This is a genomic window from Streptomyces sp. NBC_01235, from assembly GCF_035989285.1.
Taxonomy (GTDB): Bacteria; Actinomycetota; Actinomycetes; order Streptomycetales; family Streptomycetaceae; genus Streptomyces.
Window position 1 is genome coordinate 5594947 of the sequence record NZ_CP108513.1, and the last position, 22521, is coordinate 5617467.

A 22521-nucleotide genomic window follows, 5' to 3' on the forward strand; every position below is an offset into this window, starting at 1 on the left:
AGGAAGCCCATGGCAACGACCACACCAGCCGGTGTGCGGGCTCACGCGAAGCACGGCGGAGGGTCCCACGGCTCCGCCGACGACGCTCCGATGACGCACCGGCAGATCATGGAGGCGCTCTCCGGGCTGCTGCTCGGCATGTTCGTCGCGATCCTCTCCTCCACGATCGTCTCGAACGCCCTCCCGGAGATCATCGGCGACCTCGGCGGCGGCCAGTCCGCCTACACCTGGGTCGTGACCGCCACCCTGCTGGCGATGACCGCGACCACCCCTCTCTGGGGCAAGCTCGCCGACCTGTACAACAAGAAGGCGCTCGTCCAGATAGCGCTCGTCATCTACGTGCTGGGGTCGGCGGCCGCCGGGCTGTCCCAGAACCCCGGCATGCTGATCGCCTGCCGTGTCGTCCAGGGCGTCGGCGTGGGCGGCCTCTCCGCCCTCGCGCAGATCGTGATGGCCGCGATGATCTCCCCGCGTGAGCGCGGGCGCTACTCCGGCTACCTCGGCGCGACGTTCGCCGTCGCCACCGTAGGCGGCCCGCTGCTCGGCGGTGTCATCACCGACACCAGCTGGCTCGGCTGGCGCTGGTGCTTCTACGTCGGCGTGCCCTTCGCCGTCATCGCGCTGATCGTGCTGCAGAAGACCCTGCACCTGCCGGTCGTGAAGCGGGACGTCAAGGTCGACTGGGCCGGCGCGTTCTTCATCTCGGCCGCGGTGTCGCTGCTGCTGGTCTGGGTCACGTTCGCCGGTGACAAGTACGACTGGCTGTCGTGGCAGACGTACACCATGGTCGCGGGGTCGGTCCTCCTCGGGCTCGTCTTCGTGTTCGTCGAGTCGAGGGCCGCCGAGCCGATCATCCCGCTGCGGCTGTTCCGCAACCGCACCATCACGCTGTCGTCGATCGCGTCGATGTTCGTGGGCGTGGCGATGTTCTCCGGCACGGTTTTCTTCGCGCAGTACTTCCAGCTGGCCCGGGACGAGTCCCCGACCATGTCGGGCGTCATGACGATCCCGATGATCGGCGCCCTGTTCGTCTCCTCCACCGTCTCCGGGCAGTTCATCACCAAGACCGGCAAGTGGAAGGCCTGGCTGGTCAGCGGTGGTGTGCTCATCACGGCCGGCCTCGGTCTGCTCGGCACCATCCGCTACGACACGGACTACTGGAAGACCGCGGTCTTCATGGCGCTGCTGGGTCTCGGCGTCGGCATGATGATGCAGAACCTGGTGCTGTCCACGCAGAACCAGGTCGACCCAAAGGACCTCGGCTCCGCCAGCTCCACGGTCACCTTCTTCCGGTCCCTCGGCGGTGCGATGGGCGTCTCGGCGCTGGGCGCCGTCATGGCCAACCGCATCACCGACTATGCCAAGGACGGCATCGCCGACCTCGGCCCCCAGTACGCCTCCCTCGCGTCCGGTTCGAGCTCCAGCGACTCCATTCCGGACATGGACAAGCTCCCCGCGCCGCTGCGCACGGTCATGGAGAGCGCGTACGGCCACGGCATCGCGGACGTCTTCCTGATCGCCTCGGCCCTGGCACTGCTCGCCTTCCTGATCACCCTGTTCATCAAGGAGGTCCCGCTGAGGACCAAGGGCGCGCTGGCGCAGACGGCTTCCGAGGAGACCCCGGCCCCGGCGGAGGCCGGGACGGCCGAGGAGAAGGTCCCGAGCTGGGCCGTCGCCGCCTCCACCACCGAGACCGGCGAGCTCGAGGGCACGCAGCGGCTCGCCGCCGTCGCCACGATCGACGCCCCCCAGCCCGCCCCTCAGTCCCCCTCGGGCGGAATCCCGGTGCACGGCTTCGTGCGCGGCGCGGAGAGCGCGCCCGTGCCGCAGGCCGCCGTCACGCTGATCTCGCTCGCCGGACGGCAGCTCGGCCGGTCGGTCGCGCAGGCCGACGGTGCCTACGCGCTGGACGCGCCGGGCACGGGTTCGTACGTGCTGATCGCCTCCGCGGACGGCTTCCAGCCGCAGGCCTCGACGGTCGTCGTGAACGGCGAGCCGGTCGCGTACGACATCCTGCTCAGCGGGACCAGCGGGCTCAGCGGTGTGGTGCGCGCCGCCGAGTCGGGCGACGGCGTCAAGGACGCGATGGTGATCGTCACCGATGTGCGGGGCGATCTGCTGGCCACCGCGGCCACCGGTGAGCAGGGCGAGTTCTCCTTCACGGAGCTGGTGCCGGGTGCCGTGACCGTCGCGGTGAACGCCGTCGGGTTCCGGCCGCGCGCCCTGCCCCTCGAGATCGGCGCGACGGGCGTGACCCGCGCGGAGGTCGTCCTCGAGGCGGGCGCCCAGCTCCAGGGCGTCGTCCGGGCGCCGCACGGTCCGCTGGCCGACGCGCGCGTGACGCTCGTGGACGCGGCGGGCAACGTGGTCGGCACGGCCACCACCGGCGCGGACGGGGCGTACGCCTTCGCCGACCTCGACGGCGGCGAGTACACGGTCATCGCGACCGGCTACCCGCCGGTGGCCACCGCGCTGACCGTGACAGGCACCGGCGTGGACGGCCACGACATCGAACTCGCCCACCCCGGCGAGTAGTTCGGTTCGTCATCTGCTCCGGCCCGGTGCGGGGGTTCACCCCCCGCACCGGGCCGGTCCCGGTTCGAGGCACAGAGGAGTGAGTGAGATGGGACTGACCGCGAAGATCCGCACGCGGGACGGGTGGGCCGTGTCGCACGCGGTCGTCACGGTGACCGACATGACGGGCGGCCAGGTGCTGCGCGCCGAGGCGGACGGGGAAGGAGCCGTACGGGACACGACCGGGCTCGCCCCGGGGGCGTACACGGTGATCGTCACGGCCGTCGGGTACGCGCCCACGGCCTCCAGCGCGATCCTGACGGCTGGGGGAGGGCGGATCGAGGTCGGCACCGTGACCCTGGCCCGGCAGGGCGGCACGGAGCTGCCCCCGCCCGGCCCCTGGACCGTCGACCCGGCGCACTCGACCGTCGGCGCGGTCGCCCAGCACCTGGGCATCTCCAGTGTGCGCGGCCGGTTCACGGACTTCACGGCGTCCGTCGAGATCGCCCCGGACGACGTCGCCAAGTCCCGTGTGGAGGCGGTCATCCGGGCGGCCTCCATCGACACTGGCAACGCCATGCGCGACACCCATCTGCGCTCGGCGGACTTCCTGGACGTCGAGACATACCCGGAGCTCACCTACCGCTCGGCCGCCCTGACCCCGGCCGGCCCGGACCGCTGGACCGTCCACGGCGAGCTGACCATGCGCGGGGTGTCCCGTCCGGTGGAACTGGACCTGGCCCACCTCGGCACCGGATCGGACCCGTGGGGCGGAACCCGGGCGGCCTTCCGGGCGACGACGGAACTGCGACGCGAGGACTTCGCCATGGACTACAACCAGGTCGTCCAGGCGGGCATCGCGGCCATCGGTACGACCCTGAAGGTCGAACTGGACGTCCAGGCGGTGCAGGGGGACGCCCTGCCGCAGCCATAGCCATGGCCACAGGCCCAGGTACCGGCACCGGCACCGGTACAGACAAAGACACAGACACAGGCGCAGTCGTAGGCACGGCAGGGTCAGCCGCGAGGGGGGTTCCGGCGCCTAGGGTGGCCCCATGGCACCGAACATCGCGACGAACACCAAGGTCTCCCTGGACGAGCTGCTGGACTTCGTCCGCCCCCGACACCGCGCGATCCTGCTCACCCGGCGCACCGACGGCAGCGCCCAGGCATCGCCGCTGACCTGCGGGGTCGACGACTCGGGGCGGATCGTCGTCTCCACCTACCCCGAGCGGGCCAAGACCCGCAACGCCAAGCGGGACGAGCGGGTCAGCATCCTCGTGCTGAGCGACGACTGGAACGGGCCCTGGGTCCAGATCGACGGCACGGCCGAGGTCGTCGACACGCCGGAATCCGTCGAGCCGCTCGTGGAGTACTACCGCAACATCGCCGGCGAGCACCCCGACTGGGACGAGTACCGGCAGGCGATGCTGAAGCAGGGAAAGTCCATCATCCGGGTCACACCGCAGCGCTGGGGACCGGTGGCGACGGGCGGCTTCCCGGCGCGGCTGGTGACCGACGAGGGATGACGAGGAGGGCCGAAGGGGTGACCGGGGGAGCGAAGGGTCCTGAGGTCAGCCGCGTTCCACCATCGCCTCGATGCCCGCCACCAGCAGGTCCAGGGCGAAGGTGAAGTCGCGGTCCAGCATCTCGGCGACCGTGTCGCCGCCGCGGGCCGCCATGAGGCTCTTGGACTGCTCGACGATCTCCGCGGTCTGCGGGGCCTCGGCGCTCGCGCTCAGGGCATGCTGGAAGTACTCGTCCGGACTCAGACCGGTGTCCGCGGCGCGCGCGAAGAAGTGGCCCTCGATCGTGCCGTAGCCGTACACGAACTGGGAGACGGCCGAGATCGCGCCGGTGATGCCGTGCGCGGGCAGGCCGGTGCGCAGCACGATCTGCTGGACCGTGCGGGAGAAGCGCAGGGAGTTCGGGCCGAGGTTGAGGTAGCGGCCGGCGAGCGGGGACAGCCAGGCGTGGCGGACCAGCAGCCCGCGGTAGGCCGTGGCCAGCGTGCGCAGTTGCTCGCGCCAGTCCGCGCCCTCGTCCTGCGGGTCGGGCAGATCCTCCAGTTCGCCGTAGACCCTGTCCAGGGCGAGTTCGAGGAGGTCGTCCTTGGTGTCGACGTACCAGTACACGGACATCGCCGTCACGTTCAACTCGGCCGCCAGCCGCCGCATGGAGAACCTGGTCAGCCCCTCGGTGTCCAGCAGCCGTACGGTGACCTCGGTGATCCGGTCCAGGTCGAGCCCGGAGGGCTGCCCTCCGCCCCGCCCACGCCGACGCGCCCTGCCTTCCAGCCACACGCTGTGCCGGGCGGCATCCTTGGCGGTCTCGGCCATGACAGGGCACCTTCCTCACATCGCGGTCACCAGGGAAGATGCTAGGCCTGCGGCAGAGGCAGAGGAAAAAGCGAAGGCAAGGAGTTCGCCCACTCCTTGCCACTCTTAACTTATAGCGCACCGGGGGGCTTGCGGCAAGGCCCCCCTCGTACCGCACAATCGTCGACCGAACGCCATGACCTGCGGAAATCGGAGTCGCGAAGTGCGTGTGCTGTTGACGACATGGGGATCGCGCGGAGATGTCGAACCGCTGGCGGGACTGGCGGTTGCGTTGCGGGAACTCGGCGCGCAGGTGCGGGTGTGCGCGCCGCCGGACGAGGAGTTCGCGGCGCTGCTGGCGCGTGTCGGCGTGCCGCTGGTGCCGCTCGGCCCGACGGTGCGCTCGGTGGTCGCCGGAACGAAGCCACCGACGGCGGAAGCCGCGTTCCGGCTCGCCCCCGAGCTGGTCGCCGCGCGGTTCGACACGCTCACCGCGGCGGCCGAGGGATGCGACGCGCTGCTGGCAACCGGCCTGATGCCGGCCGGCGCGCGGGACGTGGCCGAGAAACTGGGCATCCCCTACGTGCTCGCGTGCTTCCACGTCTTCGGACTGCCGTCGCGGCACTTCCCTCCGGGGAGGCGGCCGGGCACGCCGTCCCCGCGGGACGAGACCGACAACCGGGTGCTGTGGGAGCAGGACGCCCAGCGGGTGAACGCGTTGTACGGCGAGGCGCTCAACAGCCGTCGGGCGGCGATCGGTCTGCCGCCGGTGGACAACGTCCGCGACCACGTCCTCACCGACCGGCCGTGGCTGGCGGCGGACGCGACGCTGTGTCCGTCGCAGGGCATGACGGACCTCGACATCGTCCAGACCGGGGCGTGGATCCTGCCCGACGACCGTCCGCTCCCCAAGGAGCTGGAGGCGTTCCTGGGGGCCGGCGCACCGCCGGTGTACGTGGGCTTCGGCAGCATGGCCTCGCACGCCCCGAAGGACATCGCCCGGGTGGCCATCGAAGCGAGCCGCGCGCAGGGCCGCCGCGTACTCCTCGCCCGCGGCTGGGCGGGCCTGGCCCCGATCGACGACGCCGACGACTGCTTCGTCGTCGGCGAGGTCAACCAGCAGGAGCTGTTCCGCCGGGTGGCCGCCGTCGTGCACCACGGCGGCGCGGGCACCACGACGACGGCCACCCGGGCCGGCGCGCCCCAGGTGGTGGTTCCCCTGATCGCGGACCAGCCGTACTGGGGCCGCCGGGTCACCGAGCTGGGCATCGGCGCGGCACACGACGGCCCGACGCCGAACTTCGAGTCCCTGTCGGCCGCCCTCAGAACGGCCCTGACCCCCGAGACCCGCGCACAGGCGACCACCGTGGCCGCCGCGATCCGCACCGACGGGGCGACGGTGGCCGCGAAGCTGCTGCTCGACGCGGTCGGCCGGGACGGCCGGGACAGGCCGCCCGTGCCCGCGTGAGGTCCGTCACCCCGGTCCGAACGCCCTGTCCTTGCGTGCCATGGTCGTAAGCGACCCCATATCGGAGCTGATGATTTGAACCCCCTGACCACCAGCGCGTTCGACCTTCCCGACCGCCTCTCCGCCAAGGCCGGCCCGGCGCTGATCGCCGACGACGAGCAGCACTTCGCGGCCATCGCGGAGTGCCTCGACGAGGCGATCGCCGAACTGTCCGACCGTCTCGACGCCGAGCGCAGGGCACCCGGCGGCCTCGGCCGGCACGCGATGGACCGGGACACGGAGATCCACCGGCTGACCGGCCGGCTGCGCGCCCTGCGCCGCTTCGGTCTGGACCTGTGCCTCGGACACATGGTCGACGCGGACAGCGCCGAGCCCCTGTACATCGGACGGCTCGGCCTGACCGACAGCGCGGGGCGCCGGCTGCTGGTCGACTGGCGCTCCCCCGCGGCCGAGCCGTTCTTCGGGGCCACCCACGCCAACCCGATGGGGCTGGCGAGCCGCCGCCGCTACCGCTGGACCCGCGGCCGGATCAGCGACTACTGGGACGAGGTGTTCACCTCGGACGGGTTCGCCGGGCATGCCGCGCTCGACGACCAGTCCGCCTTCATCGCCAGCCTGGGCACCAACCGGTCGGCGCGGATGCGCGACGTGCTCGGCACCATCCAGGCCGACCAGGACGCCATCATCCGCGCGGGATCCCGCGGCGCTCTCGTCGTCGACGGCGGTCCGGGCACGGGCAAGACCGTCGTCGCCCTGCACCGCTCCGCCTACCTCCTCTACTCCGACCCGCGTCTCGGGCACCGCCGGGGCGGTGTGCTGTTCGTCGGTCCGAGCCGGCCCTACCTGGGCTATGTCGCCGACGTCCTGCCGAGCCTCGGCGAGGAGGGCGTGCAGACCTGCACGCTGCGGGACCTCGTCTCCGAGGGCGCCGCGGCGGCCGTCGAGGCCGACCCGGAGGTGGCCCGCCTGAAGTCGTCCGCGAACCTGGTGAAGGCGCTCGACAAGGCCGTCAGGTTCTACGAGGAGCCGCCCGCCGAGGGGATGACGGTCACGACCCACTGGTCCGACGTACAGCTGACGGCCGCCGACTGGGCCGTGGCCTTCGATGCGGCGGAACCCGGCACTCCGCACAACGACGCGCGCGAGCAGGTCTGGGAGGAGCTGCTCACGATCCTGATGGACAAGCACGAAGGCGAGCACGACGGCGAGGACGTCCCGCCCGCCCTGTTGCGCAAGTCGCTGCTGCAGAACAGGGAACTGCTCACGGCCTTCAACCGCGCGTGGCCGCTGCTCGAAGCGGCCGACCTCGTCTCGGACCTGTGGACCGTGCCCGCCTACCTGCGGATGTGCGCTCCCTGGCTCAGCCGCGACGACGTCCGGCTGCTCCAGCGCGCGGATGCCCAGGCCTGGACGGTGTCCGACCTGCCGCTCCTGGACGCGGCGCGGCAGCGGCTCGGCGACCCGGAGGCGGCGCGGCGCAAGCGCCGGCACGGGGCCGTCCTCGCCGCCCAGCGCGAGCGCATGGCACAGGTCGTCGACAACCTGATCGAGGCCACGGCCAACTCCGGCGCCGACGGGGACGACGGCGAAGGCCTGGTGACGATGCTGCGCGGCGAGGACGCCAAGGTCAGCCTGGTCGACGAGACCGAACTGCCCACCGTCGAACCGGACCTGCTGGTCGGCCCGTTCGCGCACGTCGTCGTGGACGAGGCGCAGGAACTGACCGACGCGGAGTGGCAGATGCTGCTGGTGCGCTGCCCGTCCCGGAGCTTCACCATCGTCGGGGACCGCGCCCAGGCCCGGCACGGGTTCACGGAGTCGTGGCAGGAACGGCTGGAGCGGGTCGGGTTCGACCGGATCGGCCTGGCCTCCCTGAGCATCAACTACCGGACGCCCGAGGAGATCATGACGGAGGCCGAGCCGGTCATCCGGGCCGCGCTCCCGGACGCCAACGTGCCGACGTCGGTCCGCAGCGGCGGCGTCCCCGTCGTCCACGGATCCGTCGCGGAGCTGAGCTCCGTCGTCGACACCTGGCTCGCCGCGCATGCCGACGGGATCGCCTGCGTCATCGGCGATCCGTCCTTCCGGCCGACGTCGTCCCGTGTCCGGTCGCTGACCCCGGAGCTGTCGAAGGGGCTCGAGTTCGACCTGGTCGTCCTCGTCGACCCGGAGGGGTTCGGCGAGGGCATCGAAGGGGCGGTCGACCGCTATGTCGCGATGACCCGGGCGACCCAGCGACTCGTCGTCCTCACGAGCTCCTGACGCGGTGACGGTGGCCCGGCCGGCGTCCGCCGGGTCACCGGCTGTCAGGAGATCCGACGAGGTCACGAAGAAGGGCAGTGACCGCGGTCACCGCCCTTCTTCCCGACTACAGGACGTCAGCTGCTCGCCTTTTGCGTCAGGTCGTAGAAGGTGGCCGAACCGACCGTCACCTTCTTGAAGTTGGCCTCGACCCAGGAGGTGATCTGCGAGGACGTGCCGCTGCTGCTGCCGCCCATGCCGCCGCCCGAGCCACTGCTGATGAAGTAGTGGATCCTGCCGTCGGCCACGTACTGCTTGAACTGCGCCAGCGTCGGGGACGGGTCGGTGCCGTTGAAGCCGCCGATCGCCATCACCGCGTCGCCCGTGGCGAGCTGGTAGCTCGCCGCGTTCTGGGCGCCGATCGCGGCCGCGGCCCAGGTGTACTTGCCGGAGTCGGTCCCCAGCAGCTTCTTGGCCTCGTCGGTGACCGACGCGCCGTTGAGCAGACCGCCGACACCGCCACCGCCGCCCATGCCGCCACCGTCACCGGTCTGGCCGCCGGGCATGCCGCCCTGCTGGTTCTGGCCCTGGGTGCTGCCGTTGCCGTTCTGCTGGTTCTGGCCGGGCATGCCCCCGCCGGGGAAGCCGCCCGCGCCGCCACCCTGCTGGTTCTGGCCCTGGCCCTGGTTCTGCGTGTTGCCGTTGCCGTTCTGCTGGTTCTGGCCCTGCTGACCGCCCGTGCCGCCGCCGTTGCCGCCGAAGCCGCCCCGGCCACCGCCGCCACCCGGACCGCCGCCGCCCATCATGCTCGCGCCGGCCGGACCGGCGGTCACGATGGAGCCGGTGTGGCCCTCCTGGAGCGTGCTGATGGTGTACGCCGTCGGTCCGGCCAGCGCGGCCACCAGGCCGACGGAGGCCGCCGCGAGGGCGAGCTGACGGTTGACGCGGCCCGCGAAGGTCAGGCCGAGCGCGGCGACCAGGCCGCCGATCAGGACCAGCCACCTCAGCCAGGGCAGGTAGTCGGGGGTGCGGTTGAGCAGGACGTACGACCAGGCAGCCGCCGCGACGACCGAGGCCGCGAGGGTGATCGAGGCCCAGATCTCGGACCGCTTCTCCCACAGGATCCCGGCGCCCATGCCGATCACGGCCGCCATGTAGGGAGCGAGGGCCACCGTGTAGTACTGGTGGAAGATGCCCGCCATGTAGCTGAAGACGACCACGGTGATCAGCAGCGAGCCGCCCCAGACCAGGAACAGACCCCGGGTCGTCGACGTCCGCTTCAGCTTCCGCGTGGCCACCAGACCGCCGGCCAGCAGGATCAGCGCGGCCGGCAGCAGCCAGGAGATCTGGCCGCCGATCTCGGAGTTGAACATCCGGTCCCAGCCGGTCTCACCCCACTGGCCGGTGTTGCCGCCGCCACCGCCGCCGCCGACGCTGCCGGTCTCCTCGCCGTTGAGGCGGCCGAGACCGTTGTAGCCGAAGGTCAGCTCCAGGAAGGAGTTGTTCTGCGAGCCGCCGATGTACGGGCGGGAGGAAGCGGGCCACAGCTCGACGATCGCAACCCACCAGCCGCCGGACACGATCAGCGCGCCGGTCGCGACGGCCAGCTGGCCGAACCGCTTCTTCACGCTCACCGGGGCGCACACCGCGTACACGAGGGCCAGCGGCGGCAGGATCAGGAAGGCCTGGAGGGTCTTGGCGAGGAACGCGAAGCCGATCGCGACACCGGCCCACACCAGCCACTTGGTCCGGCCGTCCTCCAGCGCGCGGGCCACCATGTAGCAGGCCACGGCCATCAGCAGGGCCAGCATCGCGTCCGGGTTGTTGAACCGGAACATCAGCGCGGCGACCGGGGTCAGCGCGAGCACGGCGCCGGCGATCAGACCGGCCGCGGGGCTGAACCGGCGGCGCACGGAGGCGTAGACGACGGCGACCGTGCCGACGCCCATCAGCACCTCGGGGGCGAGGATCGCCCACGAGTTCAGGCCGAAGATCCGCACCGCCAGCGCCATCGGCCACAGCGAGGCCGGGGGCTTGTCGACGGTGATGGCGTTGCCCGCGTCCAGCGAGCCGAAGAAGAAGGCCTTCCAGGACTGGCTGCCGGCCTGGACGGCCGCCGAGTAGAAGGAGTTGGCGTAGCCGGAGGCGCTCAGGTTGTAGAGGTAGAGGAGGAGGGTGGCGGCCAGCAGGCCGAGGAAGGCCGGGCGGGCCCAGCGGGGGTCCTCGGGGCGGCCGCGCCACAGTCTGCGGTGCAGGGGCTGCTTCGGCTCACCCGACTCGGGTGCCGGGACGACCGGTTCCTGGGGAACGTCCTGCGGCGGCGCGGTGTCCGGCGGGCCCCAGGAGGTCGTCTGGTCGAGGTGGGTGGTCATCGGGCGTCCCCCGGGTCGGTGTCGTGGGGGCGCACCGGCTGCAGCCGCATGGTGGCGTCCCTCCAGGTGCCGTCCGCGGCATCACCGGCGCGGAACTGAGTCGTTTCGTACGTCGATGTCGTGTCGTACATGGTGCTGTTCTGCTGCTGAGGGACCGGGCGCTGCGGCAGCGGCACGAAGGGGCCGCCGGCCTGCGCGGACGCGGTCGGGTACGTCGGAGAAGAGGGGGCGTGCGAGGCGACCGCGGCGGTCGCCGGGTCCGCCGGGTCCGCCGGGTCCGCCGGGTCGTCGCCGTCCCGCCGGTCGGAGAACACCCACACGCGGAAGAGCAGGAAGCGCAGCACCGTCGCCGCGAGATTGGCGGCGATGAGGACCGCCAGCTCGGTGGAGTGCGCGGGGTGGGACGTCGCCGCGTTCAGCGCGGCGAGCGAGCCGCTGGTCAGCGCGAGGCCGATGCCGAAGACGACCAGGCCCTGTGCCTGGTGCTTGACGGCCCCGCCGCGGCCCCGCACCCCGAAGGTCAGGCGCCGGTTGGCGGCGGTGTTGGCAACCGCTGACACCAGCAGGGCGAGCGCGTTGGCCACCTGCGAGCCGCTGAACTGGCGGAAGCCGCTGTAGAGAAGAAGGTAGAACAGGGTGGACAGGCCACCGACGACACAGAAGCCGACGAGCTGGCGCGCCAGGCCCTTGGGCACGTCCTGGATGTCGCGGTCGCGCGGGTCGTCGCCGAACGGGCGGGTGAGCCGGTCGAGGGACAGCGAACCGGTGGCCAGGGCCTTGCCCACGCGCCACACCCCTTTCAGGTCGTCGGTCGCCGTCTTCACGATGTGCACCGTGGAGTTCGGGTCGTCGACCCAGTCGACCGGCACCTCGTGGATACGGAGACCGGCACGCTCGGCGAGCACCAGCATCTCAGTGTCGAAGAACCAGCCGGTGTCTTCCACCAAGGGGAGGAGAACTTGTGCGACATCACGCCGGATCGCCTTGAACCCGCACTGCGCGTCGGAGAAGCGGGCCTGGAGCGACCCGCGCAGGATCAGGTTGTAGGCGCGGCTGATCAACTCCCGCTTCGGCCCGCGCACCACACGGGAGCTGCGGGCGAGCCGGGAGCCGATCGCCAGGTCGGAGTGACCGGAGATCAGCGGTGCCACCAGCGGCAGCAGCGCGTTGAGGTCGGTGGACAGGTCCACGTCCATGTACGCGAGGATCGGGGCGTCCGAGGCCGACCAGACGGTCCGCAGCGCACGGCCGCGGCCCTTCTGCTCGAGCCGGAAGTTCTTCACCTCCGGGATCCGTTGCTCCAGCCGCTGCGCCACCAGGGGAGTGGTGTCGGTCGACGCGTTGTCCGCGATCGTGATGCGGAAGGAGTACGGGAACGTACGCGTCAGGTGGTCGTGCAGTCTCTGGACGCACGGCTGGAGGTCCGTCTCCTCGTTGTAGACGGGGATCACTACGTCCAGGACAGGCGTACCGGCTGTGGCGGCCGGGAGGTGCTCCCGCGCCGGCAGGGTGCCGGGAGAAGAGTCGGTTCGCATGTCATCGACTTTCGTCAAGCGCCCTGTTGCACCCATGTGGTGGCACTGTGCTCGACCTGTGAGTCGAGTTGCCAGTTCGTTTCGGGAGCGGGCTGGGGCACGGCGGGGCCGAGCGCGGGCAGATGCACGGTGAACACGGTGCGTCCGGGCACGCTGTCGACGGTCACGGCGCCGCCGTGCGCGGTCGCGACGGCCTGCACGATGGCGAGGCCGAGACCGGTCGAACCGGAGGCCCGGGAGCGCGAGGAGTCGCCGCGCGCGAACCGCTCGAAGACATGCGGAAGCAGGTCGGCCGGGATCCCCTGACCGTTGTCCTGGACGTCCACGCACAGCCACGGCCCGCGTCGCTGCACGCGCGCGGTGACGGTCGTCCCGGTCGGGGTGTGCGTACGGGCGTTGGCGAGCAGGTTGACGAGGACCTGTTGCAACCGGGCCGCGTCCGCGGACACCAGGGCGGGCTCGTCTGGAAGTTCGAGACGCCAGACGTGCTCGCGTCCGGCGGCGCGGGCGTCGCTGATGGTGTCGATGACGAGGGGGACGAGGTCGGTCTGCTCGAACTGCAGCGGGCGGCCCGCGTCGAGCCGGGCGAGCAGGAGCAGGTCCTCGACGAGGAAGGTCATCCGGCCGGCCTCGGACTCGATCCGCCCGAGGGCGTGCCGGGTGTCGGGCCCGACCTCTTCGCGCCCGCGCCGGGTCAGCTCGGCGTATCCCCTGATGGAGGCCAGGGGTGTCCTGAGTTCATGGCTGGCGTCCGCGACGAACTGCCGGACCCGCATCTCGCTCTCCTGGCGGGCGTGCAGGGCGCCGTGGACGTGGTTGAGCATCCGGTTGAGCGCGGCGCCGACCTGTCCGACCTCGGTGTGCGGGTCCGTCTCGGCCTCGGGCACCCGCTCACTGAGGTTGACCTCACCGGTGTGCAGGGGCAGTTCGGAGACCCGCGTTGCGGTGGCGGCGACCTTGCGGAGGGGGCGGGTGGCGACACTGACCATGACGGTGCCGGCGAGACCGGCCGCGATCAGGCCGGCCACGGTGAGGCTGATCTCGACGAGGATCAGGGTGCTGATGGTGTTGTCGACCTCCGTCGTGGGGATGGCCACGTAGTAGCTGGAGGTGTCGTTGGTGGCGTACTTGACGCGGTAGTCGCCCAGACCGGGGATCTCCACGGTGTGCATCTTTCCGTCCTGGGAGACGGAGTTGAGCACCTTGGTCTGGGCCTCCGTGAGCGGCTTGTTGTCCATCGAGAAGTCGGTGGACTTCACGCCACGCTCGGCCTCGGTGATGGTGCCGTTCACGACCTTGGCCGCGATGGTGCTGTCCGACTGGGGGCCTTTGACCAACTGCGCGAGCTCGATCACCTGCGCCTTGTCCTGCTGCTGGCTGGGCGTGGTGGCGCCGTTCTTCGCCTGGTCGGGCGGCCCTCCGAAGCCGCCGCGAGGCGCCGCACGCGCCGCGACCTCACCCAGTCGCCCGTCCAGCTGGCCGTACAGGTGGTCCCGTAGCACCAGGGTGGTGACGGTCCCGATCAACGCGCAGACCACGGCGATCAGGGTCACGGACACGACGACGAGCCGCGTCCGCAGGGTGCGCGGCTTTCCCGCTCGTCTCTTCTGCGCACGTGGCCGTCGTCGCCCGCTCATGACGCCGCGGGCTTGATCAGGTAACCGGCGCCACGCCGGGTGTGGATCATCGGCTCACGTCCGGCGTCGATCTTGCGCCGCAGGTAGGAGATGTACAGCTCGACGACGTTGGCCTGGCCGCCGAAGTCGTACGACCACACCCGGTCGAGTATCTGGGCCTTGCTCAGCACGCGCCGCGGGTTGCGCATCAGGAAGCGCAGCAGCTCGAACTCGGTGGCCGTCAGGTGGATGTTGTCCCCGGCCCGCGAGACCTCGTGGCTGTCCTCGTCGAGGGTGAGGTCCCCGACGACGAGCACGGAGTCGGAGCGCCGGTCGGCGGCACCGGAACGGCGGATGAGCCCCCGCAGCCGGGCCACGACCTCTTCCAGGCTGAACGGCTTGGTGACGTAGTCGTCGCCACCGGCGGTGAGACCGGCGATACGGTCCTCGACGGCGTCCTTGGCCGTGAGGAACAGCACCGGAACGTCCGGCAGCTCGCGGCGCAGCCGCCCCAGGACCGTCAGGCCGTCCATGTCCGGCAGCATCATGTCGAGGACGACGGCGTCGGGCCGGAACTCACGGGCGGTCTGAATGGCGCCCGTGCCATCACCCGCACTCCGGATCTGCCATCCCTCATAGCGCAGGGCCATGGACAGCAGTTCGGTGATCGACAGTTCGTCGTCCACCACAAGCACTCGGACGGGGCTCCCGTCCGGCCTCAGCAGTTCGGTGCGCCCCTGGGGCGAGGTCGTGGTCATGGTGGACACCTTGTCCGGGCCCCCTGAGAGCACTCTTTCACTTGTCTGTGATTTCCCTGAGAAACGCACAGGCACCTCTCAGGCAACACCTGGGAACCGATTACCCCGCCCCGACACCACCCCGCCATCACAGGGCGGTATGCCCCCTGACAGCACCTTTCGCACCCCTCGGCCGCGGCCTCGACCTCAGGCCTCCCGAGCCTCCCGCACGAACCCGTGGCTGTGTTCCACCTTGGCGATGTGCAGCGAATACCGCTCGTACCAGTGCGCGCGCCCGTACTCCTTGGCCGCCCGGTGCTCGGCGTGCGCCCGCCACCGCTCGATGCCGTCGAGATCACGGAAGTAGGCGACGGTGATCCCGAGCCCGCCGGGGGTACGGGCCGCGTCCTCCCCCAGGAACCCCGGGATCTCCTTCACCAGCTCGCCCAGACGCCCGGCGGTCTCGCCGTATCCGGCGTCCCGCTCGGTGCGCAGGGACGTGAAGACGACGGCGTAGTAAGGGGGTTGAAGTGCGGCAACAGGTGCGACGCGCTGTTCGCTCATGTCACCCACGATCCGCCGGGCGCCCCGCCCGGGTCCAGCCTCCTTGCCGAAAGGGATCCCGGAGGGATCCAACTCTTTGCCTTCAGAACAGCCCGTCCTGCAGGTGCCCCTCTCCACCTTCGAATCGCCTTACGGGAAAGGCGACTTCACCGCTCCCCACCGGAACCAGCTCCCACCCCCGCATCAACCGTGTGTCGAGGACGACCACCCCTTCCCGGGTGGCCAGGTGCAGATCGGGCCCGGCGGCCGCCACCAGCTCTCCGCCCACCGAGCCCCCGGGGACGAGCTCGCTCACCTCGCCGACTGCGGCCGGCGCCCCGGCGAGCCCGAACGCCCGCACATGGTCCACGGGTCGGCACGGCTCACGTTCCAACGACTCGGGCCAGCCGCCCAGTTCCACGGCCTGCCCGTACACCTCACGTATCTCACGTGCCCGTTCCTCCTCCCCGTCCGGCAGCGCGGCCCGCACCGCCCGCTTCTCGGCGTACGGAATCCGGTCCGGCACCCGCAGCGCCGCCCGCAGCAGCTCCTCGGTGCGCCGGGCGGCCATCAACGGCCCGGCGCCGAGCCAGGTGAAGCAGACGGCCCCCTGCTCCAGCAGCCGCACCGACCCCCGCTCGGCGGCCGTGATCCCGACCTTGACCAGCCCGGGCCCGAACCAGGCCAGGTACACCCGATACGGCCTCGGATCGTCGGCGACCCGGTCGGCGGCGACGGAGTGCGCCCGGTCCAGCCGCGCACACTCCTCGCACCGCCCGCCCGTACTCCGCCCCGACATGACCACTCCCCGGGGACACGCGTGCCCCCGAGCCCCGGCACACCGCCGCACACCCCCCTCCACGACGCCGAAGGCCACCCGCTTCCCCCAGGACAGCGGACTACGACGCCCCCCGTCCCACATCAGCACGGGACCCTCCGCCGACCACCGCAGCCCCGTGCACTTCCATGCCTGTGCCATCACCCGCAACGGTAGGCCCAGGCACTGACAACGCGGCCCCGGCCTCTCGCGCACGCCCGGCGAGCCGGCACCCGACACATCCCGGATGCCCGCCCCGGGCCCCCGGGTCCCGCACCCGCATCCCCCACTCGGCCCGGGGCCGCACCCCCGGCGGCTTGCCCCACCCGGCGAGATGCAGCCTCCAGGTGACCAGCGCGCTCACCGCGACGACGACGCCCCCGCCGACCACCGCGGGCATGGAAGCGACGCACACGCCCACGCCCACCAGAGAGCCCCCGAGGGCGGCGATGGCGACCCCGGTCCAGCCGGCGATCGTGTGCCCTTCGTCGTACAGATGCCCAGCCACAGAATCTCTCACCACCTAAGAAGTTAATGACAGAAACCTCTTACAAGGTAAGACAAGTCGAAAGCAGATAACAAGGACCCAGCAAGAACGCCCCGGAGAGGAACCCCGCCACCGCGATGACAGTGACACCCGAGCCGCCGCCCCACCGCCCCGCCGCGACCGCCGCGCAAGCGCTCGCGGCGATGGACGACCTCATCGCGACGAGCATGGTCGGCCAGCAGGAGATGGCCCAGCGCCTGGGCCTGAACGTCTCCGACCTGACCTGCTTCGCCTACGTCATCCAGGCCGGCGAGAACCTCCTCACCGCCGGGGACCTCGCGACCCGCGTCCACGTCACGACCGGCGCGGTGACCGGCATCCTCAACCGCCTGGAACGCGCCGGCTACGTCACCCGCCGCGCCGACCCCCAGGACCGCCGCCGAGTCCGCGTCGCCGCGGTCCCCTCCGCGGTCGCCCGCGTCCACGCCCTCTACGAGCCGTACTACGCCCGCCTCAACACCCTCTTCGCCGACTACTCCCCGACCGAGATCGCCGTCCTGACGGACTGGTTCACCCGCGCCCTGACCCTCGCCAACACCTACCGGGAGGAACTTCGTGTACGGGATGAATCGGCCGAATAATGCCAAGTGGACGGCAACCCCCTCGACTTCCGGGCCGGCCGGGGGGTCGGCCTGGGGGCCGGCCTGAGATCCTGGAGACCGATCGGGAGGGACCGCGCACATGGAGTGGAAGACCCACGGCGAGCGACGGATCTACACCGACAAGTGGGTGAACCTGTGTCTGATCGACGTTCAGCAGCCCGACGGCACAGGTGGGACTACCACGTCGTCCGCCTCCGGAACCTGGCCGTGGCCGCCGTGGTCAATGACCGCCTGCCGGCGGCGAATCCACTGTGCCGCTCCCTGAGATTTTAGAAGACAACCCGCTCGACCCATAACGTGCTGCGCGAGGCGCGGATTACACAAATTAAAAAACGTTCTCATCAAGTTTCCCCTCCCCTACGGTCACTCATTTGCTGCGCAACTGGAGGAGTGGGCGCGGCGTTAGAGGGGCATGACGAAACCAATGCCCCTTGGCTTGCCTCGCCGCGGAGCCCGGACGCAGAATCCGTCCGCTGCCAGTGATATGACAGTGGGGAGATACACTTACACGCCTGATGCGGCGTACCCGACACTCGAGGTCCGTGGCACTCCGCACGGGGACGATGCACGGGTCGAAACCCGAGTCACCGAGTCGCTGCTCATGGAGTTTCTCACGCTGTTGGATGCGGCCCAGGAGGAACTCAATCAGCGGTGGAGCGGCCAGAGAAAATCTGACTGCCACACGGACCGCATGTGACATGGGTGGATCATCATGAATCACGACTACGCGGATCTCTCGTTTACGCAGCGTGAATGGTACCCCGACGCATACCATTTCGGGTCGGGCACCGGCCGGCCCGGCAGTCCGAGCGATGGCCTGCACGCGGGCGCCCCCTTGGAACCCCCTGATACGGGGTGGGACCCGGCCGAGGAGCTTGCCTATCTCCTGCAGGATGCCATGCCGGCGGAGCGGGCGACCGTCGTGCCGCCGCCGCGCAGCGAGCCGCCATCCGGCGTCGACTTCACCGACCCGTTGGAGAATCTGGCACAGATCACGGCACAGTTGCCGCCCATTCGACGTTCTTCTGCGGGGCACCGGAAGATTCAAGTCGACAAACTTCGATTCAAGTGGTTGCAGACTGGCAGCTTTGTGATCGTCGCAATCGTTGCCGTCATCGTGGCGATGGTCAGCGTCTTCGGTGCCATGGCGGCCTACGCGCCTCTGCAGCACATCACGTCCGGCGCAAAGGGCGGGAAAATCGCCTGGTGGCCTCTTCTCGTATACGGCCCCTGGATTGTGGCCTCTCTCTCCATCCTGCGCACCGCCTTGCATCGGCGCCGAGCCCTACACTCATGGTTCGTCGTTCTAATTTTTTCCTCTGTCGCGATAATGCTGTGCGTAGCTCAGGCCGAGAGGACCTTCGCCGGTATCGCCGGAGCGGCCCTGCCGGCCATCGCATCCCTGGCATGCTTCCAGCAACTTGTCCGACAAATCACATTGACCTTGCCGCCGCGAAAGAGCGCGTCCCGCCATCGGCATTAGCCAAGCCGCGGAGCCTCTGTACCTCGCCCCGCACCTGGGTGCGAAGCGGCTGGACAAACGGACCGTCCACGTACGGAACGCCCATCGAGCCGGACCGACGCATGCGCCTCCGAGGCTGATGCCACCGCGGGCCACCGGATGCTCATGGTGAGGTGCGTCTGAACGGAGCCACCGTCAGTGGGCAGATCAATCTTGAGGACGCTGTCGTGCGGGCATCCGGCGGGACCTCCCTGCGTGGCGATTGCGTAGCCGTCGGCGGCGACGTCAGGGCGGGTCGCAACAATGTCGTCGTCGATGACCGAGTGATTCAACGCCAAGACGGTCCCCTGTCCATCGCCCTCCGTGCCCAGCTGCGTCCGCTCCAGGAAGAGGACCCGGGAAACCCGGGCGGACCCCAGAGCCACCATGCCTCTGACACGGCAGTCGGCCAGACCCAGCCCGCCGTCAATCTGGGCTCCGATGGCCATCAGGTGTCAGGCCCGGCAGGAAGGATCGAGCGAGGCTCACCTGTACGAGGTGAGCCTCGTACAGGTCGGGGGCGGAGTCGAAGCAACAACCCGTAAGCAGCAGGGGGCAGTCGACGGTCCCGTGCCAGGCCCCCGATCTACGCCGTGCCGGCCAACGGCATCACCGACTCACAGCACCACGTCTTCCGCGCGGACGGCGCAACCTACATCCGCCCACCCACCGAGAAGAACGATCCGACCGCATCGAGTGGATCCCCCTCAGCGACATCCGGGGAATGATCGACCGCCGCGAGATCGTCAGCAGCGGATCCCTGGTCGGCCTCCTGTACCTCCTCATGGACGAAGCGACCCACTGACATCAGCCGTTGCCGTCCTGCGTTGCTGTACCGCAGCGAGGCACCCTCATGCCTCCTGGTGCCGGCCCGTTGTCAGTGCCCCTTGCCGGCTTGCCCGGTGAGTGGGACCGGTCAGAGAACGTTCAAGGTCCGCGGTCAGGGAGTGGGCACAAAGGTCCCCGGGAGCCACCTCGGGACCATGCCCCAGGCCGTGGCTCCCCACCCACCTCATCACTGGCCCTGCTGCGGGGTGATCCCGTAGACGCGGCTCGACTCGGTGACCTCTCAGTGACACATGCCCACCACCCTGCGCTCTTCGAGCTGGAGGCCGAAAACGGCAGCTCCAACTCCGAGGAGGATTTACTCACTTGCGCATCCACAAACGTACCGCCGTCGCCGTGGCAGCGGCACTGATCGGCTCGCTGACCCTGATCGGGGCGGGGACAGCAACGGCCACGGCCGAGGAGACGAGTGTGGCGCTGCCCAGCGCCTCGTTCCGGGACATCGTCGTCGACGGAGTGCACGACCGGGTGTTCGTCAGCGACCCGACCGGCGGCAGCATCGTCGTCACCGACTACGCGGGCGCGTTTGTCCAGCAGATCACCGCCGAGGAGGGGGCCGCGGGCCTCGTGCTCTCGGCGGATTCCAGCAAGCTGTACGTGGCCCTGTCGACGGCCGACGCAATCGCCGAGATCGACACCGCCACCCTCACCGAGACCCATCGCTACCCGACCGGCGCGGACACCTCGCCCCAGAGCCTGGCGATGGCGGGCGGCAAGCTGTGGTTCGGCTACACGGTCGGCAGCAGCGGCGGCATCGGCTCGCTCGACATAGCCTCTCCGGCCCCGGAGGCGACGCTCGTCCCGAGCGGCCGGTACTGGTACTACGCCCCGGCCCTGGCGTCGTCCCCCGCCGATCCGAACGTCCTGGTGGCGGGCGAGGAGGGCGTCAGCCCGGCAACCCTGGCGGTCTACGACACGGCGACCGGCGGCCTGCAGAAGCGCGCCGAGCGCCTCTTCACCTCGTCGCCGTCGATCTCGTACCTCAACGACTTCGCGGTGACGGCGGACGGCCAGAACATCGTCGTAGCGGCGAACAACCCCAGCGACCACCAGATCGTCCGCCTGTCGGACCTGTCGTCGAACGGCTACTACTCGAGCTGGCAGTTTCCGAACGCGGTGGCCGTGGCGACCGACGGAACGGTGGCAACAGGCGCATCCGGCGACTTCGTAAAAACCTACCGCCCGGGCTCCACCTGGCCGTCGCTCCACGAGTACGCCGTGAACGACCTTCAGCGCGACGGCCTCGCCTGGGCCCCGGACGAGAACCGCCTCTTCGCGATCACGGGCGTGTCCTACGGCAGCGCCCCCACGCTCCACGTCCTCCCGGACGCCGGCAAGCTGGACACCACCCTCAGCTTCCAGGTCCCCGCAACCTCCCGCAAGGGCAAGGACCTGACCATCACTGGCTGGCTGTCGGCAGCGGAGCCCTTCCCGGCAGGCACGACGGTGGAAGTGACCCGCGCGGACGCGGCACACCCGACCGGCACTCCGGTCGGCACCTTCACCATCTCCACGGCGACGGGCGAGTTCACGTTCACGGAACAACCGCGCGAGACGGGTGACATCACCTACACCGCCACGTACAAGGGCGACGGCCAGCACATGCCCGCAACGACCCAGACGACGGTGACGATCACCAAGTAGCCACTTTCGGCACCCCGCCAATGGCCCCGAACCATCCAGGTACGGGGCCATTGACCTGAGTAGCTGTACTTCGCTGCTGTAAGACCCCAAAACACCAAAGGCCCCGGATCTCTCCGGGGCCTTTGACCTGTGTGCACTCGGCAGGATTCGAACCTGCAACCTTCTGATCCGTAGTCAGATGCTCTATCCGTTAAGCTACGAGTGCTTGTTATTCGGTTTTCCTGTCTTCGCTTCCGGCCCTTCCGGCCCGCTCGCGGCGACAGGAAGAACATTACATGACTGCCGCCGTCATGTGAAATCCGTTTGCCGTACCCCTTGTGACCTGGGGAAACGTCTCCATAGGGCCTCGCGGGCGCGCGCGCTGGGGACAGGGGCACACGACGAAGCCCCGGTCGCCGGACCGGGGCTTCGATGATCGAGCGGAGGCGGAGGGATTTGAACCCTCGATGGGCTTTAAGACCCAAACCGCATTAGCAGTGCGGCGCCATAGACCGGACTAGGCGACGCCTCCAGCACAACCCCTCGCGTGTGTGCGAGTGGTGCGTGCAGATGATGACACAGTCGAGCGGTGCGTCACCAATCGGCATCCACGGTACTAGGCAGGCGGGCCACAGGGCAAAGCCGTTGTCGGGGCGCAACGTCGTCGAAGGCATGGCGTTAGTCCGGTCATGTTCCAGGTCATCCCGCTTCGACGGCTCGCCGTCACCGCCTCCGCCGCCTCCGTCGCCTGCGCCGCCGTGGCCGCCTCGGTGGTCGCCAGTCCCGGCACCGCGTCCGCGTATGCCGGGGCAGCCGACGTCCTCGGCGCCGTCACCGCCGTCACCCCCCTCGCGCCGCCGCCCGTCCGGGAGGAGGACCGGGTTTCCGACGATCATCTGACGGTCACCGTCCGGCACGCAGGTGGGTGGGCCGACGGAACGTTCGAGGTGTACTGCCACCCGGACGGCGGCGATCACCCGGACGTGGGACGCGCCTGTCGCGCCGTGGACCGCAACACCCGGTGGGGCCGGGAGGCCTTCGCGCCCGCGCCTGACGGCGGCGTCTGCACCATGCGGTACGGCGGACCGGCCACCGCCCACGTCACCGGCCGCTGGGCCGGACGCCCGGTCGACGCGACGTACGACCGCAGCAACGGCTGTCAGATCGAGCGGTGGGACCGGCTCGTGCCGCTGTTGCCCGACCTGCGCCCGGCCGCCGCCCGCTGAGAGACAGAGACGTAC

17 protein-coding genes, 2 tRNA genes and 2 pseudogenes are annotated in these 22521 nt (G+C 70.1%); 11 read left to right on the forward strand and 10 right to left on the reverse strand.

The genetic code is table 11. The annotated features are described in order from the left end of the window. Positions 1-9 precede the first annotated feature (9 nt). From OG289_RS24915 to OG289_RS24925, 3 genes are all read left to right on the forward strand, one after another. Positions 10-2535 carry an MFS transporter gene (locus OG289_RS24915; RefSeq protein WP_327316242.1) on the forward strand — a complete coding sequence of 842 codons (2526 nt, stop codon included), beginning with the start codon at positions 10-12 and terminating at the stop codon, positions 2533-2535. A gap of 88 nt (positions 2536-2623) precedes the next feature. Beyond that, entirely contained in the window at positions 2624-3448 is an 825-nt protein-coding gene (locus tag OG289_RS24920; protein WP_327316243.1) for a YceI family protein, read from the forward strand. Positions 3449-3569: 121 nt separating this feature from the next. Next, entirely contained in the window at positions 3570-4043 is a 474-nt protein-coding gene (locus tag OG289_RS24925; RefSeq protein ID WP_327316244.1) for a PPOX class F420-dependent oxidoreductase, read from the forward strand. A 45-nt stretch (positions 4044-4088) separates the two neighbouring features. Here OG289_RS24925 and OG289_RS24930 read toward each other — a convergent pair whose 3' ends face one another. Continuing rightward, entirely contained in the window at positions 4089-4853 is a 765-nt protein-coding gene (locus OG289_RS24930) for a TetR/AcrR family transcriptional regulator (RefSeq protein WP_327316245.1), read from the reverse strand. A gap of 202 nt (positions 4854-5055) precedes the next feature. Between OG289_RS24930 and OG289_RS24935 the strand changes: the two genes are divergently transcribed. Next, entirely contained in the window at positions 5056-6300 is a 1245-nt protein-coding gene (locus tag OG289_RS24935; protein ID WP_327316246.1) for a glycosyltransferase, read from the forward strand. 75 nt (positions 6301-6375) lie between these two features. Continuing rightward, the gene (helR, locus tag OG289_RS24940) at positions 6376-8562 is read left to right on the forward strand and encodes an RNA polymerase recycling motor ATPase HelR (RefSeq protein ID WP_327316247.1); all 2187 of its coding nucleotides are present in this window, start codon (positions 6376-6378) and stop codon (positions 8560-8562) included. Positions 8563-8678: 116 nt separating this feature from the next. Here helR and OG289_RS24945 read toward each other — a convergent pair whose 3' ends face one another. The 7 genes from OG289_RS24945 to OG289_RS24975 form a co-directional block, all read right to left on the reverse strand. After that, positions 8679-10913 carry an ArnT family glycosyltransferase gene (locus tag OG289_RS24945; protein WP_327316248.1) on the reverse strand — a complete coding sequence of 745 codons (2235 nt, stop codon included), beginning with the start codon at positions 10911-10913 and terminating at the stop codon, positions 8679-8681. Beyond that, complete coding sequence (locus tag OG289_RS24950; protein ID WP_327316249.1) at positions 10910-12448, reverse strand: bifunctional glycosyltransferase family 2/GtrA family protein; 1539 nt, start codon at positions 12446-12448, stop codon at positions 10910-10912. Before OG289_RS24950 ends, OG289_RS24945 begins: the two co-directional genes overlap by 4 nt. Before the next feature lie 14 nt (positions 12449-12462). Next, complete coding sequence (locus OG289_RS24955) at positions 12463-14085, reverse strand: HAMP domain-containing sensor histidine kinase (RefSeq protein WP_327316250.1); 1623 nt, start codon at positions 14083-14085, stop codon at positions 12463-12465. Continuing rightward, positions 14082-14822 (reverse strand): response regulator transcription factor, encoded by a 741-nt coding sequence (locus OG289_RS24960; protein WP_059202906.1) that lies wholly within the window; start codon positions 14820-14822, stop codon positions 14082-14084. The genes OG289_RS24955 and OG289_RS24960 overlap by 4 nt, the downstream gene beginning before the upstream one ends. Before the next feature lie 186 nt (positions 14823-15008). Further along, complete coding sequence (locus tag OG289_RS24965) at positions 15009-15365, reverse strand: antibiotic biosynthesis monooxygenase family protein (protein WP_327316251.1); 357 nt, start codon at positions 15363-15365, stop codon at positions 15009-15011. 82 nt (positions 15366-15447) lie between these two features. Next, positions 15448-16323 carry a DUF2797 domain-containing protein gene (locus OG289_RS24970; RefSeq protein ID WP_327316252.1) on the reverse strand — a complete coding sequence of 292 codons (876 nt, stop codon included), beginning with the start codon at positions 16321-16323 and terminating at the stop codon, positions 15448-15450. Then, on the reverse strand, positions 16244-16669 hold the full coding sequence (locus OG289_RS24975; protein WP_327316253.1) for an HGxxPAAW family protein: 426 nt from the start codon (positions 16667-16669) through the stop codon (positions 16244-16246). The genes OG289_RS24970 and OG289_RS24975 overlap by 80 nt, the downstream gene beginning before the upstream one ends. A gap of 116 nt (positions 16670-16785) precedes the next feature. Here OG289_RS24975 and OG289_RS24980 point away from each other — a divergent pair, with 116 nt between their 5' ends. The 5 genes and pseudogenes from OG289_RS24980 to OG289_RS25000 all read left to right on the forward strand — a co-directional run bounded on the left by OG289_RS24980 (position 16786) and on the right by OG289_RS25000 (position 21301). After that, positions 16786-17289, forward strand: a complete 504-nt coding sequence (locus OG289_RS24980; protein WP_327316254.1) for a MarR family winged helix-turn-helix transcriptional regulator — start codon at positions 16786-16788, stop codon at positions 17287-17289. A gap of 100 nt (positions 17290-17389) precedes the next feature. After that, positions 17390-17541, forward strand: a pseudogene (locus tag OG289_RS24985) (NUDIX hydrolase); the annotation flags it as partial. 481 nt (positions 17542-18022) lie between these two features. Beyond that, complete coding sequence (locus tag OG289_RS24990) at positions 18023-18793, forward strand: DUF2637 domain-containing protein (RefSeq protein WP_327316255.1); 771 nt, start codon at positions 18023-18025, stop codon at positions 18791-18793. Positions 18794-19389: 596 nt separating this feature from the next. Further along, a pseudogene (locus OG289_RS24995) lies at positions 19390-19616 on the forward strand (NUDIX hydrolase); the annotation flags it as partial. Between the two features lie 347 nt (positions 19617-19963). Then, entirely contained in the window at positions 19964-21301 is a 1338-nt protein-coding gene (locus tag OG289_RS25000; protein ID WP_327316256.1) for a YncE family protein, read from the forward strand. Between the two features lie 132 nt (positions 21302-21433). Here the strand turns inward: OG289_RS25000 and OG289_RS25005 are convergent. After that, positions 21434-21506 (reverse strand) — tRNA-Arg (locus tag OG289_RS25005). Between the two features lie 215 nt (positions 21507-21721). Beyond that, positions 21722-21812, reverse strand: a tRNA-Ser gene (locus tag OG289_RS25010). A gap of 157 nt (positions 21813-21969) precedes the next feature. Here OG289_RS25010 and OG289_RS25015 point away from each other — a divergent pair. Then, positions 21970-22506, forward strand: a complete 537-nt coding sequence (locus OG289_RS25015; RefSeq protein WP_327316257.1) for an SSI family serine proteinase inhibitor — start codon at positions 21970-21972, stop codon at positions 22504-22506. Positions 22507-22521: the final 15 nt, after the last annotated feature.